The sequence below is a fragment of the Streptomyces sp. NPDC057307 genome, from assembly GCF_042667665.1.
In the GTDB taxonomy this organism is placed as follows: domain Bacteria; phylum Actinomycetota; class Actinomycetes; order Streptomycetales; family Streptomycetaceae; genus Streptomyces.
Window position 1 is genome coordinate 14,503 of sequence record NZ_JBHUZM010000092.1, and the last position, 16,184, is coordinate 30,686.

Here is a 16,184-nt window from a genome sequence, read left to right on the forward strand (position 1 = left end):
CGGACCTCGGCGTCAGTGGAAGGTGACCGTGAAGCCGCTGCACGCCCGGCACTGGCGCATCACCTGGTTGCCCGGAATCGTGTCCTGTTTCGACCACGCATAGGCTTTGGGGCAGCGGGCGTTGACGGCACCGCTGTAGCTGGTCTGCGCGTCCCGGTTGGGGTTGACGCAGAGCATCGGCGCACCCGTGGCGGGGTCGGAGGTCAGGTTCTCGGGCGGGCAGTACGGGAGCAGGTCGTTGGAGCAGCCCATCTCTTCGCATTCGCCGCCGTTCGGCGGGGGTGCGACGCCGGCCGGGGTGATGGTCACCGGCAGCGACACCGCGTTGACGTAGCTGACGTTGTACCAGGGTGCCAGCCCGTCCGAGGGGTCGAAGTTGAACTCCGCCAGGCTCGCGGGCTGTTCGCCGGTGCTGCAGCGGTCGGCGTACGGCCCGCAGTCGGCGACCTTGCAGTGGAATGTGCTGCCCGACTCGCCGCCGCAGCCCTGCCGCACGAAGAATTTGCCGCGCCAGTGACCGGGTGCGGAAGCCTCCGGGACGGTGATGGTGGCCGACTGTCCGTTGTCGAGCACGGGCAGTCCGGTGAGTACCGCCGATCCATCGGCGTTGACCGTGCTGCCGATCCACACGCGCTGACCGGACTGGTTGGCGAAGGTGACGGTGCGCTCCGCGGCGGTCGCCGCCTGCGCCTCGGGGCCGACGGCTCCGGCCAGCACGCAGGCGAGGGCCAGGAAGAGAGCGGACAGCGCGTGGCGGAAGGCTGACGCCGGACGTGCGCCGGACACGTACCGAAGACCGGGTGATGAACGGACAGCGGCCATGGGGATCGCCTCTCGTGGGGGGGGGATGACGCTGAGAGCCGTGAACATGTTCATGCCATGTAGCGAGGGATCGTCAGCGTACGACACGGAGTGACGACGTGTCACCGTCCCGGCCCTCGGCGCCTCGCGGTCCACCGCGCGCGACAACACGCCGGCGAACGAGGCGCCCGCGCCACCGCAGGGGTGCGGCTGCCCATTCGTGGGGGCAATTCGCCGGGCGCGCACAACCCGTTGGCGTCGCGGCTTGTCGTAGGCGGCATGACGTCTCCCCGTACGGTCTCGGACCGACCCGCCTGGCCGTTCTGTGGGCAGGGGGCGCAGGACCCGGCCGGTGACCCCGTCGGCTGCCGGGGCCGCATCGTCGAGCCCTACCGACGGTGCCTCGCCCACCTGGACGCGGCCGAGCGGCACGACTACCTCAGCCTTCTCGGAGCGGGCAGCGACGTCGACCATCGCGGTACCGCCTTCTCACCGGAGCTGCTGGCCGAACTGTCAGCCGCCGTACTCGCACCGAGAACCGGCCACGTGGTCTACGGCAACGCGGACTTCGAGGGTGCGGTCTTCGCCGGAGCCGGCGTTTCCTTCGACGGAGTGACGTTCTCCGGCCGTGTCTGTTTCGACGGAGCCGACTTCCTCTGCGACTCCACGTTCGAGCGAGCGGCCTTCCCCCAAGGGGTGGGATTACGCCGCGTCAGCTTCTCCGGCCGCGCCGATTTCACAGCGGCCACCTTCGCCGGGCGTGCCGACTTCAGGCAGGGCGTCTTCTCCGGCGAGGCAGATTTCGAGCGGGCGACCTTCTCCGGCGAGACCGACTTCGAGGGTGCCGAGTTATCCGGCCCCGTGAGCTTCCGCCACTCGGCTTTCGCTCGTGAAGTCTCGTTCTCCGGAGCTCGTTTCACGGGAAGCCGGACGCTCTTCGACAGTGTGGAGTTCTCCGGGAACACCTCCTTCGACGGCGCGCGGTTCGCGGAGCGGACCTCCTTCGCGCAGGTGAACTTCTTCGGCCAGGCGGCATTCCGTCACGCGGTGTTCTCCGCCACGAAGACCGACTTCAGCAAGTCCGTGTTCTCGGCCAACGCCGAGTTCGGCGGCGCCGTCTTCTCGCACGACGCCGATTTCCAACGGGTGACGTTCGAGGGTGTGCCGACGCTGGGTCCCTTGATGTGCGCGGGCACATTGAATCTGTCGGGCGCCGTCTTCTCCCTGCCGGTCACCGTGATGGCGGCGGCCCGGACCGTGTTGTGCGGGCGCACCCGGTGGATGGCTACCGCCCTGCTGCGGCTGCGCCACGCGGCGGTGGACCTGACCGACGCGGTCGGGGAGTATCCGCTGGCCGTGGTGACGTATCCCCGCAGATTCACCGACCCGGGAACCGGCGGCATCCTGTGGCCGGTCCAGGAGCCGAGGGACCTCCGGGGGCTGGACGACAAGGTCAAGGTCCGTTCGCTGAGCGGTGTGGACGCGGCCCATGTGTCCCTGACCGACATCGATCTCTCCGGTTGCCGGTTCGCCGGCACCGTCCATCTGGACCAGCTCAGCCTGAAGGGCCGGTGCACGTTCGCCGGCGCCCCGGCAGGGATCAAATGGCGTCCCTGGCCTGTCCGGTGGACACCGCGACGCACCCTGGTGGAGGAACACCACTGGCGCCACCGGTCCGGCCGCCCCGAGTGGAACCGTACGGAGGACGACGCACCGGTCATTGAACCCGCCGCCCTCGCCGCGCAGTACCGCGAGTTGCGCAAGGGCTTCGAGGACGGCAAGAACGAACCCGGCGCGGCCGACTTCTACTACGGCGAGATGGAGATGCGCCGCAACGACCCGTCGACACCCCCGGGCGAACGAGGACTGCTCGCCCTCTACTGGGCCGTCTCCGGTTACGGTCTGCGAGTCTCCCGCTCCATGGGCTGGCTGGTGGTGGCGATGGCGGCCACCGTCCTGGTGATGATGCTGTGGGGTCTCGCGGGGAACGAGCCGAAGCCGCTGACCACCGGCACTCAGGCTCGGCCGGGTCAGGCGGTCGAGCTCCGCACGGAGACGCCGGATCCCGTGAACCCCGAGGGTCCACTGCTCTCGCGGCTGTCGACGGAGCGGTTCGAGAAGTCGCTGAGGATCGTCGTCAACTCCGTCGTCTTCCGCTCCGGCGGACAGGAACTGACCACGGCGGGCACCTACTTCGAGATGGGCGCCCGCCTGGGTGAACCGGTCCTCCTCGGGCTCTCCGTCCTCGCTCTGCGAGGCCGCGTCAAACGCTGATCGTCGTGTTCACGCGTACGTCGACGCCCACGACCCCCGCACCACAACCCGACAGTCCCGCACCACACCCCCACAGCCCCGCAACAACCCCACAGCCCCTCAACGCCGCAACCCCGTCAAGAGGGAGGCGGTCGCGACCACCGGCTGCCAGGATGAGCCGGTGGATCCCTTCACCAGCACGCTTGCCTCGGTGACGAGCGAAGTCATCCGCGAGGCCGCCAGACCTCTCGTGGATCAGGGCCGCAGGGAGTTGGTCCGGCGAAGGATCATGAAACCCGTCGAGGCGGACGCCGTCCTGCAGTCCGTGCCGGGTCCGGACGTGAGTCTGTTCGACGGGCTCGACCTCCTGCGTTCCCTGCCCGCCGGGGTGGCCCCGTCCCACCTCCAACGGGCCGTCAAAGCCAGGGCGTTCAGCGTCTACTCCAGGCAGCTGATGGCCATCGCGCTGTGCGGAGGGACGAAGTCCGACAAGGGCCGGATCGAGAGGGGACTGCGCGGTCACCTCCTCAAGACGCTCGCGCCTGCGGACCGCCCGGATCTGCTCCGTTACTGCGGGCAGTTCTTCACTCTCCTCGATCTCTGCTGCACCGACATCGCGAAAAAGGTGCGTGCTGCCTTCAAGCGCGCCGACCCCACCTACACCTGGGAAAGCCAGCCACTGCTGACGGCGACGGTGGCGACGATCGAGCACAGCGTCTCCGCGATGGAGACGACGGAAGAGGGATCGTGGCAGCAGGAATACGTCACGGCGTTCATCAGAACCTACGAGAGAATCGAGCTTCCTGATTTCGACCTCAGGAAACGTGTCCACTACTCCAAGATCTTCGTGGCGCCGAATTTCGCGATGCTGCAACTCGACGACGAACCGTACGAACCCCGCCGTCCCGGTCGTGGCAAATCCGGCTACCAGACCGGCTTCCACTCACTGGTGACCTCTGTCGGCCACACCGTCGTCCTCGGGGACCCCGGCGCCGGAAAGTCCACGGCCAGTTCGGTCATCGGCTGCCGGTGGAGCGGCGAGGGACGCGGGGTCTGCTACGTCCTGAAGATCAGGAACATCAACTTCACCCGCAGTGGATTCAACCTGGTCAAATCCATCAGGCGCATGATTTCCGAGACGTTCCAGCAGGATGTGTCCGAGCAGAACATATCGAGATCCCTCCTGGACGGCTCCGCACTGGTGGTCTTTGACGGGCTGGACGAATTGGCGGAGACCGTCTCCGGCAGGCTGGTCAGCCACGCGATCGAGGTGGCGAGTCTCGCGTACCCGCTGGCCCGCTTCCTCGTCACCTCGCGCCGGCTCGGGTACACCGCCGTCCAACTGGACCGCGGCATCTTCCACGACTACATCCTCCAGCCGTTCGACGCCGGTCAGGTGGAGTCGTACGCCAGGAAGTGGTTCACCTTCCGCTCCGAAGGATCCGAGAAGCAGCTCAAGAAAGCTGTGACGGACTTCATGGGGGCCAGTGACTCCATTCCGGATCTGCGGGAGAATCCACTGCTGCTCGCGGTCATCTGCCTTCTGCACGCCGGGCACAGCGAATTGCCCCGCAGCAGACCGAAGATCTACCGCAAGTGCGTCGAGCTGCTGCTGAGGACCTGGGACTCGCACAGAGGCATCGGAGAGCACCGGTGGGACCTGGAGGTCTTCGAGCTCGTGCTCGCCGAGATCGCTCATCTGACCCTTTTCGAGCCGAGCCACCGGGCCGGGATGACGGAATCCCAGGTACGTGAGGTCGCGGTGCGGGTACTGCTGCGGGATGCCGTGTCGGACCGGTTCGAGGCGGTCGCTCTCGCCAAAAGGATGATCAACCTGTGCCGGGGGCGGGCCTGGATGTTCACGGACGTCGCCTCCGGATCACCCGACGCCGAGATCTTCTCCTTCACCCACCAGAGTTTCCAGGAGTATTTCGCCGCCAGGCGCCTCGTACTGACGTGTGACACACCGGCGGAGCTGGCTGTGGAGATCGAGAAGTACGTGCTGGACGAGAAGCTGGAGATCTTCTCCCAGATCTGTATGTCCCTGTCCGGGGAGAAATTCGTTTCAGGACCGACCCAGGTCTATTTGCACTGCCTGCGATCGAACGCGGAACGTCCGACGCGCGCGCAAGGAGCGATGCTCGGCTTTCTGTCCAGAACCGCCAATCTGGTCATGCTCAACCGGACCGCGCTGCTGGCACTCGTACGCAAGGTGCTTCGGCACATGGTCAGTGACAGGGGATTCAACGCCCTGCCGGTCCTCTTGCGATCCGACTACCGCAGCCCTCTCGCCCTGCGCCACGTGATCGGCGAGGCGCTGCGGGAGATGTGGCGGGAGGACCAGGCCGATCTGGCGCGCGTCTGCGACTGGACGCCCTGGCTGTGGGAGATCTGCCTGCGCGAAGGGGTCGTCCCGCTCACCGACATGGGGCGCCTCTTCGAGGGATACATGCACAAGATGGTCAGTGAGGAGGACTCCTGCTCGGCCGAGTGGCTCATGAAGTCGCTCCAGGGACGTCGTACGTCCACACCGGACGACCGGGAGATCTGCGTCGGAATCCTGGAAGGCGTGGCGGAGCACATCCGCGCGTACGGCGCCGGCATTCGGACCGAGGACGGCCCCGAGGCTCCCTACGCGCTGTTCGAGAACAACCCGATGGCGGGACTGACGTCGCGTGCGCTGGCACGCCATCAGCAGCTCAGCCCCGATGCGGTGGTGGGTCTCGTGAGTGTGACCATGGCGTTCTGCGAGGTGAGTGCCCACTACCAGCCCGGCGCCATCACCGAGCGGGCCGGGGTGCTCTTCGCGTTCATGGAAGCCAGGCTCAGACGTGAACCGTCTCAGCTCCCGTCAGGAACCGGCAGCCTCCCGCGCGCCGACAAGGCGCGACTCGACCGGTGGTGCCGGCGTGAGGTGAGTTTCTTCGAATGGGTGGACCTGACGGTGGAGACGGGCTGACCTGACGGAGCTTTGGGGGTTCGGCGGGCCGGGTGGGCTGCAATCGCGGGTCGGCCCGTCACTCGTACCGGTACTTCAGCGCATCCGCCTCCCTCTGCTCGATGTCGGCGATCGTCAGCTCCGGCATCCGCAGCTGGGCCAGCGTCACCTCGGCCGAGGCCGGCTGGGCGTCCGCCGGCAGCCACTGCTCCGGCTTCCACGCCCCGCTGCGCAGGAGCGACTTGGGGCAGTGCGGGTAGACCTCCTCGATCCCCAGCACCAGCGCACTGGCCGGCGGCTTGCCCACGGCGGTCAGCTGCGACAGCAGCTCCGGGCGGGTGGAGACACAGGCCCGGCCGTTCACCCTGAGCGTCGTGGTGCGCCCCGGGATGACGAACAGCAGCCCGGCCCGGCCGGTGGCGATGACGTTCTGCAGGGTGTCCAGACGCTTGTTGCCGGTCGCGTCCGGAATCGCCACCGTCCGGGTGTCCAGGACGGCGACGAACCCGGCGGGGCCGCCACGCGGCGAGACGTCGCAGTTGCCCTCGGCGTCGGCACTGGCGACCAGGACCAGCGATGCGCAGCCGATCAACCGCTCGGTCTGTTCGGTGAGTTCGGTCATCTGCTTGCGCACGGCCGCCTCGCCGGGGAGCTCGTAGGCCCGCCGCAGCGCCTCCTGATCGGACACGGCGTCGAGGCTGAGCGAGTCGAAGGCACTGCCGACGAGGGGTGATGTCATGCCCTCGACCCTAATGGGCCGACCTGCGACGGATCTTGGCCGGTGAGCGCGGGGCCCCGGGTCCCCGGCACGGCGGGCCGAACTCAGCGGCGCGGCTGGGGAGTTCGCGTACGCGTGGGAGACCCGGAGGGCGCGGGCACTCAAGACCTCGGCCGCGCTCAGGCCGCAGCGGCCCATGATCGGGGTACGCGGGTACGCGGATTGTCCGGGCGCGGCGAGGCGTGCGGCGGGGAACGAGCTATGCGACGTCGTCGGCGTCGCCGTCGCGCAGGGAATGAATCATGCTCTGCAGGATCCGGAACGCGCCCGACTGCTCGGCCTCGGTCATGCCGGCCAGCATTCTGACCTCGACGGACCGGACCGCCACGGTCGCCTTCTCCAGGCTCCGTCGGCCGCGAGGCGTGAGCCGCGCAGGAAGAACCTTCCCGACGGGCGCCTCCGCGGGCCTGCTCACGTAACCGTCTCGTTCCAGGGCCTGGAGCAGCACGTTCATCGACTGCCGTGTGACGAACGCGCCACGCGCGAGCTCGGAGTTCGACAAGCCCGGCCGTTGAGCGAGCAGTTCGAGGCAGGAGTAGTGCGTCACGCTCATCCCGAGCGGCCGCAGCACCTCCTCCATGGCTATGCGCAGGGCGCTCGAAGCCTCTTTCAGCAGGTAGCCCAGCGATTTGTCCAGGTCGATGCCGCCGTCGTTTTGACTCATGTCAGGAGTCTGACATACGTTGGTCCGTGTCAGGAATCTGACACGGAAAGAAGGAGCACCATCATGCCCGTCACCGGCCCCGACTTCATCTCGCTCCAGGTGAGCGACCTCGACGCTTCACAGGCGTTCTACGAGCAGTACCTCGGCCTCGTCCGCTCGCAGGCCGGACCTCCGCACGCCGTCGTCTTCGAGACGAAGCCGATCGCGTTCGCGCTCCGCGACATCGTTCCCGGTACGGATCTCGCATCCGTCGCGCAGCCCGGCATCGGTGCCGCGATCTGGCTCCACGCCACCGACGTCCAGACCATCCATGACGCTCTCGTCGCCGGTGGTCACACCATCGTCTCCGCACCGATCGACGGCCCCTTCGGCCGGACATTCACCTTCGCCGACCCCGACGGCTACCAAGTCACTCTCCACGACCGCGCCTGACAGCCGGATGCGACGGACGGCCACCGCTCCATCGCCGGCCGACAACCACACCCCGACCACGCCGTTTCGAGCAGTCCGCGTACAACCCTCGCGGCCCGTCGGGAGTCAGAGATGCCGTGATGGGGCGAGGACCCTCGTACAACCGCGCAGCCGTGCAAACGGGCCACAGGTATGGCATACGATTCGCGTGCCCCTCATAAAGATCACATAAGAGGATGTACACGTCATGACTGCCCGTGCCCCGTATCGTTCCCTTCGCGGCATATCAGCCGCTGCCGCCCTGCTCGCGATCGGCGCGGTGGGATGCTCGGACGTCTCCGACGCCGTCGACAGCGCCAAGGACGGCGCGAAGACAGTGGCGCGTCAGCGCTCGGTGTTCTCGCTGGACATCGGCGACTGCTACAACCCCACCGGCAAGGCCGAGGGGACGGCGTACACCGTCGAGATCGTGCCCTGCGAGGAGGCGCACGAGGGCCAGGTCGTCGGCGAGTTCGCGATCGACAAGGGCGGGGAGTACCCGGGCGACGCCGGGGTCTCGACGATCGCGGACAACCGCTGCCCGGTCGAGGCGCAGAAGCACGCCATGGACACCTGGGCGCTTCCGAAGGGCGTCTCCCTCTTCTACTACACCCCGACAAAGGAGAGCTGGGTGACGGGTGACCGCGCGGTGAGCTGCACGTACACCATGGAGAAGGGCACGTTCAGCGGCTCGCTGGACACCGCGAAGTCCCTCAAGCCCGAGCAGAAGACGTATCTCAAGGGTTCGAACGCGCTCTACGAGGCCCTGTGGGCGAACCAGCCCGAGAAGGAGACCGTCGAGGACGATCTCACCGGCTACAAGGCGCAGGCCAAGGCCGTCGCGGCCGCCCTCGACGCACACGTCGAGGGCCTGGGCGACATCGAGGGCACCGAGGCCGGCAAGCTCAACACGACGCTGACGAAGGCCGCGGAGAGCTGGAACAAGGCCGCGAACGCCGCCGACGCCGACGCGTTCTACATCGCCTACGACTCGGCGTTCACCGGCATCGACCCGAAGAAGTCCGTCGCCGCCCGCAAGGAACTGGGCCTGGCCACCACCGTCCCGGCCGACGAGGCCGCGGTCTGGGCGGGCTGACGCCCCGTCAGATCAGTGGGACCGCGCCCGCCGGGGCCCCGGCCCCGCCTCCCAGGTCGTTCGGCGGGCACGGCGAACGGCTCGACAGGGCGCTCCCATCGATCGGGAACCAACAATCTTGGGCCGCGACGCTGTCGCCGGAGCGGGCGGAGCAGTTGTCCGCGATCGGAACTCGGTGTCGGTACACGGCGGCCGTAGACAGCAACGTTCGGGGTGCGGCATCTGCCTGAAGCAGATGCCGCATTCTGCTGCCGTGCAGCTCGCCGCCATACTAGAGTTCTTGCATGGCAAAGACGCCGCGCATGACACTCCAGACACAACTGGTGCTGCGGGCCCTGCTGGAGAGCCCCGCCAAGGCCCGCTACGGACTGGAACTCTCCCAAGCGGCCGGCCTTCCCACCGGCACCATCCACCCGATCCTCGCCCGGCTCGAAAACGCAGGCTGGCTCGCGTCTCACTGGGAAGATCAGAGTGAGATCGAGAAGACCGATCCGCCCCGGCCGCGCCGCCGCTACTACCGCTTCGCCCCGGACGGCGCCGAATCCGCCCGCCTCGCCCTCGCGGGCGCCTACCAGGGGGGCGCCGCATCTGCGCGCTTCCGCCCCGCCGATGGCTTGGGGAGTTGAGGCTGAGATGTCCAGTGCCAGCAACAGGGCCGGCCGAACCGCCCTCCCTTGGTTAGTGATCCGCGAAGACTCCAACGGCAACCGGTACCGGGTCGGCAGGTACGCCACTCGTGAAGAAGCCCAAAGGATCGGGGACGGCCTCAACTCCCGTGGGCATCAGCAGCTCTACTCGGTGGGGAAGTTGCTGGGGAAGGTGCCTCCCCCCAGTCACGGCTTGATCCGCGGCGATGTGCGAGAGGCCGCAGGGGCAACAGAGGCCAGACGGAACCAGTTGGAACCGACACTGGAGGAACCAGCACCTTCGGCACCTCTGCCCGAAGCACCTGCTGCCGCTACCGCTACCAATACCGACGATGAGCCCATGACTGGGCCGCAAGACATCGCTGAACGGCGACTACGGCGCGTACGACCCCTGTTCGAAGCCCTAACCCACATCCTGCCTGCGGATACCCGTGAGCGCTGGGCCGAAGAGTGGACGGCGGAATGGATCGACCTCGGCGAGAGTCCCCTGCGTACGCGTGTGGCATTTCTGATCAGGGTCGCGCTGCGCGGGCTCCCGTCCATCGCCTGGACGCTCCGGTTCGCGGCGCGACGGCAGCGTGCCCGATGAGGGCGGTAGGCGCCGCCGCAGCCGACCCTCCGGTCTCCCGTCAGGAGGAGGAACCGCCCAGCACGCCCGGCACGCCCGGCACGCCCGGCCCGTCCAACGCTGGACTGCCTCTGGAAGCACCGCCGTTGCTGTCGATGCACGCCGCCGTGGTGTTCGTGGTGGCCGGCTTCCTCGGTCTGATCATGGGGTGCCTCATGTTCCTCTCCGAGAGGTCCCTGCCTACGGCCGTAGCCGCAGGCTTGGGAACCTTCGGGATATCCGTACCCGTGCTCCACAGGCTGATCGGCTGACCGCTGATCAGCTCACCGGTGGCAGAGGCATCTCCGTCTCGGCCGTCAGGAGGGTGACTGGACGAAGTCCTTGGTGCGGATCGTGGCCAGAGAGACCACCCCGGCGGCGAGGGCGATGAGCGCGGCGACGAGGAGGATCTCGTTCAGGCCCGCGGTGAAGGCCGCCGTGGCGAGATGTTTGACCGGGGCGCGGACGTCGGGCGGGAGGGAGTCGAGAGTCTGTGTGACCGTGCCGGACTGAACAGCGGTCGAGATGCGCGAGCCGAACTCTCCGACGCCCGGGATCGCACCGACGTGATCGGTCACATAGGACTTGACCTTGCTGGAGAACAGGGTGCCGAGAAGAGCGATGCCGGTGGCGATGCCGATCTGACGGAAGGTCGAGTTGATGCCCGAGGCCATGCCGGCGTGCGCGGGCTGCACGACACCGACGGCGGTCGACGCCAGCGGCGGATTGACCAGGCCGAGACCCGCCCCGGACATGATCATGCCCGGAATCAGATGGGTCCACTGGCTCGACGCGTCGAGTCCGCGCATCCACAGCAGCCCGCCCCCGACCAGCAGCAGACCGGGTCCGATCAGATACCGCACCGGCATCCGTGAGGAGAGCCGTCCGGACACGGTGGACACCACCAGGATGCCGACGGAGATCAGCAACAGCCGCACACCCGCGCCCAGGGCGCTGAAGCCGAGGACGTCCTGGAGGTAGAGGACCAGGTACAGCAGCATCGACAGAAGTGAGGCACTGAGACCGAAGGCCGCCACCAGACCGCCGGTGAAGGTCGGTTTACGGAAGAGCGACAGGTCGAACATCGCCTGCGGGGTGCGCAACTCAAGGGCCACGAAGGCGACCAGCAGTACGACCGACGCGGCCAGACACGCGATGACGACCGGGTCGGAGAACGAGTCGTGGCTGGACTGGATGAGCGCGTACACCAGGCTGGAGAGGGCGGCGGTGAAGAGTACGAAGCCCGGCCAGTCGGGACGCTTAGCCTCGGGCTGACGGGACTCGGCGACCTTGATCATGGTGATCGCGACGGCGATCGCACCGATCGGCAGATTGACGAAGAAGATCCAGCGCCAGGACAGGCCCGTGGTGAGTACACCGCCGAGCAGCGGTCCGATGGCCACCGCGAGTCCGGTGATCGTGCCCCAGACCCCGAAGGCGACACCGCGGTCCTTGCCGCGGAAGGCGTCCGCCAGCAGCGCGAGTGAGACCGAGAACATGATGGAGCCGCCGACTCCCTGAAGACCACGGGAGAGTTGCAGCATCAGCGAACCGTCGGCCATCCCGCAGAGCAACGACGCCAGACTGAAGATCGCCAGGCCGATCACGTACAGCTTCCTGCGGCCGTAGATGTCGGCGAGGCTGCCGGCGGTGAGCAGCAGGGCGGCCAGGGTGAGGGAGTAGGCGTCGACGACCCACTGGAGGTCGGAGAAGCTGGCGTGCAGTGACCGCTGGATGTCGGGAAGCGCCACATTCACGATGGTGATGTCCAGCAGCAGCATGAACGTGCCGAGGCATACGGCGGTCAGTGTCCACCACTTGTTCGGTGCGGGCGGGGCGTGCCCGCCCCGGGGTCTGCCGTGGTTGCGACGGTGCGGGCCGTCCACGGAGGCGTGGGAGTCACGGGCCTCGTGGGGGCCGTCCGGCTCGTTTTCAGGCATGCTCATTCCTTCTTCTCGGCCTGACGGGCGTGCCCGTCAGGCCGACTATCTCCTTCGGACGGCCCCGACCCTCCCTTCACCGCGCGGGCAGCCGGGCGAACCTGAGCCGCCCACCGGCTGAGCGGAGGCGGCCTCGGCCCGCGCCGCTCAGCTGGCCTCGCGGGACGACATCGGGCGGGCCTCGGCGCTCCGCCCCGACGATCCGAGCCCGTTCGTCGTGGAGATCTGGACGGCGCTCGGACTGGGCTACCCCCACCGGGAGATGCACGTGCTGTGGTCCGAGATCACGGCCCGGGCACCGCATCACTTCGACGCCCACAGCAGTGCCCTTCAGTACTGGACTCAGTACTGAACCGCGAAATGGCGAGGCTCGAAGCAACTCGCGCGGGAGTTCGCCGAGAAGGCGACCGCAGGTGCGCCGCCAGGCAGTCTGCCGGCCGTGCTGCCGGTGATCGCCTGGTACGAGAACCATGAGGACGAGTTGGGCGATGCCGGATTCCGCAGCCCGCAGGTGCGTGAACTGATCAACACCGCGCCGGCCGACGCGGCGCTCGCCGACCCGGACACCCGAGACCTCCGGCCAGAGAACTTCCGCCAGGTCGGTCGTCCGCTCAAGAGGGCGTCACGAGTGGTAGAGCACCCGCACGACCATCGTGTCGCCGGGCAGGCCGTCCAGGCAGGCGTTGAACATCCGCTCGTAGTCGGGGCCGCCTCCCTCCACCCATCGTCCGTCGAGGGTCAGCAGAGCGGGGGTGGGCAGTACGGCGGCCACCTGGCGCGCCACGTAGGTCTCAAGGGCCTCGTCGAAGTGGAGGGCAGGGTCGGAGGTGAACCGCTCCTCCAGGGCGGGGTCAGCCTCGATAGCCCGGATCAGGGGCTGTTCGAGGAAGGCGGCAACGGCCGCCTCCCTGGCATCCCCGGCGTCCGGGGTCCCGGCCCGCTCGGCGAAGTGGTGGAAGGGCAGCGCGGGCGGGTAGCGGTCGGCGAAATCGCGGTACGCCGTCCAGGTCTCGGCTGCCCGGCGGGCCTCGGCGGCACGGGGCGCGTCGAGGTCGAGGATGCCGCGCGGGCCGCCGTGGCAGCGGGTGGGCGGCAGGTCCTCAGGGGGTTCGGTCCACTCGTCGTACCTCACGAGCCTGGAGTCGTCCTCGTGACCGGGCAGTACGTCGAAGAGACAGCCGGCCCCGGAGACGAACCAGTGGCTCCACTCCCCCACCCAGTCCGGGTGGGGACGGTCCTCGCGGTCGTACCGGAAGGGCGCCATCGCCCCCTCGATCGCCTGCCTCAGCCCGTCGGGGGCGACCGGCGGCAGACAGACGGTCATGCGCTGTTTGCCCATGGTGTTCCCTTGCGTGGTTCGGCCCCGTGCGTGGTCGTGCCGCGCGCTGCGGTGCGCGGGTGGCGCTCCGGCCCGCGCGCTGCGGTCCGGCCGTCGTCAGTCGTCGGAGCGGTGTTGTCGGCTTCGGGCTGGTCCACCCACCGACCCTTGGGGGTGGTCGCCTGACGGCGCCCTCGGTCGCGTTGCCGTGGGCCGTAGACGGCGGCGGTCGCTCCCGTTTCCAGGGCCCAAGTAGCGGTCCCCGTAGGACCAGTGCCACCACTCCGTCGGGTAGTTCACCGTACCGACGGCGGTCAGGGCCTCGATCATCACCATCCGGTTCTGCCGGGCCAGCGCGGGGAGACCGGATGACTGGGTGTAGCAGGCTCCATCGCTGTCGGCCGGAGTGGCGGCCTCAGGGCTGCCCATGTCGACTTCCGTGCCGTCCTTTGTACGGATGGTGCGGTCGACGGCGGCTCCTGAGACGTGCCCAGCGGTCTCCAGGGGGCGATCCAGCGTGTGGCGGCGGTGTGGATGTGGGACGCAGGCGCTTCAGGGTGAAGCCGCCGCAGCGTAGCTACGCCCGCCGGGTCGGACCTGCGCCGATCGACGCGCAGCACACTGCGGCAGCACCGTGGAGTCCGGGGACTCTGGTGCTGCACGCGGACGTGGCCCACTGAACGCAAGAGCGCTTGGCGTCGTTGTCATAGGCGACCAGGGGCGATGTGCACTTACAGAACCTGCGCTTTCGGTGCCGCGCTCCGCCGGCGAGGACCATTGTCGATCTGCCGATCTCCGTCACCCGGGTAGTCCAGTCGGACAGTTCCTCAGGCGGCCCCATGAGCCGAAGCGCGGGCAGAACGAGGTCCGCCGGTCGGCTTCCTTCCGCCCAGGTCAGCGCGGAAGGCCATCGAGGGCAGTGATTCCTCGACGAACCGCCCCCGCCGTCTCGTCGAGCAGGCGGCGCTCGCGTACCTGCCAGTCCGCCTCGATGCGGAACGGGTCCCCCTTGAAGCGGGGGAACACGTGCAGATGGACGTGAAAGACCTCCTGGAAAGCGGCCTCGCCATCGGCCAGGAAGAGGTTGACCCCCTCGCACCGCAGGCCGGACAGCCGCAATGCGCGCCCGAGCCGGTGCGCCACCGCCCAGACCCGCAGGCCGATGTCGTCCTGAAGGTCCGTCAGCCCTTCCGCGTGTGACTTCGGAACGACAAGCAGGTGCCCGGGAGTCACCGGCTGGAGGTCCATGAACGCGATGACCCACTCGTCCTCGAAGACGACGCTCGCCGCCGCCTGACCCCGCGCGATCGCGCAGAAGACACATTCATCGCCCAGCAACTCGGCCCCCAGCTCGAAGACACCTTGTGCGCGCAAGGACACCAGATGGGCGAGGTCACGCACCAGTCGATTCCACAACGTCCGGAGGTGTCGTCAGCGTCCGACGGCCGACGGTCCTACAGCGCCTTGCTGCTCTCAGGGCGCCGGGTGAGCACCAGCGGGCCGGACTCGGTGATGGCGACCGTGTGCTCGGAGTGTGCGGTGCGTGAGCCGTCGGCCGAGCGGATCGTCCAGCCGTCCGGGTCGAAGACGATCTTGTCGGTGCCGGCGGCGAACCAGGGCTCGATCGCGATCGTCAGGCCGGGGCGCAGCTTCCAACCGCGGCCGGGGCGGCCGTCGTTGGGGATGTGCAGCTCCTCGTGCATCGTGCGGCCGATACCGTGGCCGCCGAACTCCAGGTTGACCGGGTAGCCGTACTCGGCGGCGACCGTGCCGATGGCGGACGAGATGTCGCCGAGCCTGTTGCCCGGCTGGGCGACCTTGATCGCGGCCTCCAGGGCGACCTCGGTGGCCTCGATCAGCCGCAGGTCCTCCTTGGCCGGGGTGCCGACGATGACGGAGTGCGCCGAGTCCGCGGCCCAGCCGTCGACGCGTACCGCCATGTCCATGGTCAGCAGGTCACCGTCGCGCAGCTTGTAACTGTGCGGCAGTCCGTGCAGTACGGCGTCATTGACCGAGAGGCACACGACGTTACGGAACGGGCCCTTGCCGAACGAGGGCTCGTAGTCCCAGTAGCAGGACTCCGCGCCGCGCTCCTTGATCCGGCGGCGGGCGTGATGCTCCAGGTCCAGCAGGTTGACCCCTACCGCGGCGAGATCGCCGAGCTCGGCCAGCACCTGGCCGAGGAACTGGCCGGTGACATGCATACGCTCGATGTCTTGGGGAGACTTGTGCTCGATCACTGCGATCCTCGATTCTGCGGGGCGACCGACAGGTATATTTATACCAGGGGTGGGGTGGTTGCCCGCCGCATGCCTACGCCCCTAGCATGTGCGTATGGTTCGTCATCCGCTCGCCCCCGAACAGATCGAGGCGGGCCGGCGCCTCGGGGCCGCTCTGCGGTCCGCCCGGGCCGGACGCAGCCCCGTCGAAGTGGCCCTGGCGGCGGAGATCTCGCCGGAGACCCTTCGCAAGATCGAGACCGGCCGGCTGCCGACGCCCGCGTTCGGCACCATCGTCCGGCTCAGCGAGGTACTCGGCGTACCGCTGTCCGAACTCGCCGGAGTCTGGCGCACCGATCCGGCCCTCAGCCGGGCCTCCTAGGGCCTGTCTGACAATTCCCGTCGGATCAGCGAGCGTCCGCCGAGCCGGTAGTCCGGAGGTACTCCGACCGACCGGCGGGTATTGCCAGGCA

Annotated in this window: 15 protein-coding genes; 7 read left to right on the plus strand and 8 right to left on the minus strand. The window is 68.2% G+C overall.

Features of this window, described 5'->3' with window-relative positions:
- Positions 1-12: 12 nt before the first annotated feature.
- Complete coding sequence (locus ACFUN8_RS26015) at positions 13-786, minus strand: thaumatin family protein (RefSeq protein WP_383642172.1); 774 nt, start codon at positions 784-786, stop codon at positions 13-15.
- 294 nt (positions 787-1,080) lie between these two features.
- Between ACFUN8_RS26015 and ACFUN8_RS26020 the strand changes: the two genes are divergently transcribed.
- Together ACFUN8_RS26020 and ACFUN8_RS26025 are read left to right on the plus strand one after the other, a co-directional pair.
- Positions 1,081-3,075 carry a pentapeptide repeat-containing protein gene (locus tag ACFUN8_RS26020; RefSeq protein ID WP_383642175.1) on the plus strand — a complete coding sequence of 665 codons (1,995 nt, stop codon included), beginning with the start codon at positions 1,081-1,083 and terminating at the stop codon, positions 3,073-3,075.
- 190 nt (positions 3,076-3,265) lie between these two features.
- Positions 3,266-6,013 (plus strand): NACHT domain-containing protein, encoded by a 2,748-nt coding sequence (locus ACFUN8_RS26025; RefSeq protein ID WP_383642178.1) that lies wholly within the window; start codon positions 3,266-3,268, stop codon positions 6,011-6,013.
- 58 nt (positions 6,014-6,071) lie between these two features.
- On the opposite strand, the gene ACFUN8_RS26030 is transcribed toward ACFUN8_RS26025, so the two are convergent.
- Together ACFUN8_RS26030 and ACFUN8_RS26035 are read right to left on the minus strand one after the other, a co-directional pair.
- Positions 6,072-6,731, minus strand: coding sequence for an MSMEG_1061 family FMN-dependent PPOX-type flavoprotein (locus ACFUN8_RS26030; protein WP_383642181.1), 660 nt, complete (start codon positions 6,729-6,731; stop codon positions 6,072-6,074).
- A gap of 238 nt (positions 6,732-6,969) precedes the next feature.
- On the minus strand, positions 6,970-7,434 hold the full coding sequence (locus ACFUN8_RS26035; protein WP_383642184.1) for a MarR family winged helix-turn-helix transcriptional regulator: 465 nt from the start codon (positions 7,432-7,434) through the stop codon (positions 6,970-6,972).
- 63 nt (positions 7,435-7,497) lie between these two features.
- Here ACFUN8_RS26035 and ACFUN8_RS26040 point away from each other — a divergent pair, with 63 nt between their 5' ends.
- The 3 genes from ACFUN8_RS26040 to ACFUN8_RS26050 all read left to right on the plus strand — a co-directional run bounded on the left by ACFUN8_RS26040 (position 7,498) and on the right by ACFUN8_RS26050 (position 9,606).
- Positions 7,498-7,866 (plus strand): VOC family protein, encoded by a 369-nt coding sequence (locus tag ACFUN8_RS26040; RefSeq protein WP_383642186.1) that lies wholly within the window; start codon positions 7,498-7,500, stop codon positions 7,864-7,866.
- Between the two features lie 226 nt (positions 7,867-8,092).
- Positions 8,093-8,980 carry a septum formation family protein gene (locus tag ACFUN8_RS26045; protein WP_383642189.1) on the plus strand — a complete coding sequence of 296 codons (888 nt, stop codon included), beginning with the start codon at positions 8,093-8,095 and terminating at the stop codon, positions 8,978-8,980.
- Positions 8,981-9,264: 284 nt separating this feature from the next.
- The gene (locus tag ACFUN8_RS26050; protein WP_383642192.1) at positions 9,265-9,606 is read left to right on the plus strand and encodes a PadR family transcriptional regulator; all 342 of its coding nucleotides are present in this window, start codon (positions 9,265-9,267) and stop codon (positions 9,604-9,606) included.
- A gap of 945 nt (positions 9,607-10,551) precedes the next feature.
- Here the strand turns inward: ACFUN8_RS26050 and ACFUN8_RS26055 are convergent.
- Positions 10,552-12,174 carry a DHA2 family efflux MFS transporter permease subunit gene (locus ACFUN8_RS26055; RefSeq protein ID WP_383642195.1) on the minus strand — a complete coding sequence of 541 codons (1,623 nt, stop codon included), beginning with the start codon at positions 12,172-12,174 and terminating at the stop codon, positions 10,552-10,554.
- Positions 12,175-12,391: 217 nt separating this feature from the next.
- Between ACFUN8_RS26055 and ACFUN8_RS26060 the strand changes: the two genes are divergently transcribed.
- Entirely contained in the window at positions 12,392-12,526 is a 135-nt protein-coding gene (locus ACFUN8_RS26060) for a hypothetical protein (RefSeq protein ID WP_383642198.1), read from the plus strand.
- Positions 12,527-12,796: 270 nt separating this feature from the next.
- Here ACFUN8_RS26060 and ACFUN8_RS26065 read toward each other — a convergent pair whose 3' ends face one another.
- The 4 genes from ACFUN8_RS26065 to map form a co-directional block, all read right to left on the minus strand.
- Positions 12,797-13,513 (minus strand): hypothetical protein, encoded by a 717-nt coding sequence (locus ACFUN8_RS26065; RefSeq protein ID WP_383642200.1) that lies wholly within the window; start codon positions 13,511-13,513, stop codon positions 12,797-12,799.
- 96 nt (positions 13,514-13,609) lie between these two features.
- On the minus strand, positions 13,610-14,008 hold the full coding sequence (locus tag ACFUN8_RS26070; RefSeq protein ID WP_383642212.1) for a M15 family metallopeptidase: 399 nt from the start codon (positions 14,006-14,008) through the stop codon (positions 13,610-13,612).
- A 378-nt stretch (positions 14,009-14,386) separates the two neighbouring features.
- The gene (locus ACFUN8_RS26075) at positions 14,387-14,893 is read right to left on the minus strand and encodes an HIT family protein (RefSeq protein WP_383642203.1); all 507 of its coding nucleotides are present in this window, start codon (positions 14,891-14,893) and stop codon (positions 14,387-14,389) included.
- Between the two features lie 53 nt (positions 14,894-14,946).
- Positions 14,947-15,732 carry a type I methionyl aminopeptidase gene (gene map / locus ACFUN8_RS26080; protein ID WP_383642206.1) on the minus strand — a complete coding sequence of 262 codons (786 nt, stop codon included), beginning with the start codon at positions 15,730-15,732 and terminating at the stop codon, positions 14,947-14,949.
- 94 nt (positions 15,733-15,826) lie between these two features.
- Between map and ACFUN8_RS26085 the strand changes: the two genes are divergently transcribed.
- On the plus strand, positions 15,827-16,093 hold the full coding sequence (locus ACFUN8_RS26085) for a helix-turn-helix domain-containing protein (protein ID WP_383642209.1): 267 nt from the start codon (positions 15,827-15,829) through the stop codon (positions 16,091-16,093).
- Positions 16,094-16,184: the final 91 nt, after the last annotated feature.

Bases quoted from the DNA above. Each gene is read 5' to 3' on its own strand.
- ACFUN8_RS26040 (WP_383642186.1), top strand. From the start codon at position 7,498: ATGCCCGTCACCGGCCCCGACTTCATCTCGCTCCAGGTGAGCGACCTC.
- ACFUN8_RS26045 (WP_383642189.1), top strand. From the start codon at position 8,093: ATGACTGCCCGTGCCCCGTATCGTTCCCTTCGCGGCATATCAGCCGCT.
- ACFUN8_RS26065 (WP_383642200.1), bottom strand. From the start codon at position 13,513: ATGGGCAAACAGCGCATGACCGTCTGTCTGCCGCCGGTCGCCCCCGAC.
- ACFUN8_RS26085 (WP_383642209.1), top strand. From the start codon at position 15,827: ATGGTTCGTCATCCGCTCGCCCCCGAACAGATCGAGGCGGGCCGGCGC.
- ACFUN8_RS26050 (WP_383642192.1), top strand. From the start codon at position 9,265: ATGGCAAAGACGCCGCGCATGACACTCCAGACACAACTGGTGCTGCGG.
- ACFUN8_RS26035 (WP_383642184.1), bottom strand. From the start codon at position 7,434: ATGAGTCAAAACGACGGCGGCATCGACCTGGACAAATCGCTGGGCTAC.
- ACFUN8_RS26055 (WP_383642195.1), bottom strand. From the start codon at position 12,174: ATGCCTGAAAACGAGCCGGACGGCCCCCACGAGGCCCGTGACTCCCAC.
- ACFUN8_RS26020 (WP_383642175.1), top strand. From the start codon at position 1,081: ATGACGTCTCCCCGTACGGTCTCGGACCGACCCGCCTGGCCGTTCTGT.
- ACFUN8_RS26030 (WP_383642181.1), bottom strand. From the start codon at position 6,731: ATGACATCACCCCTCGTCGGCAGTGCCTTCGACTCGCTCAGCCTCGAC.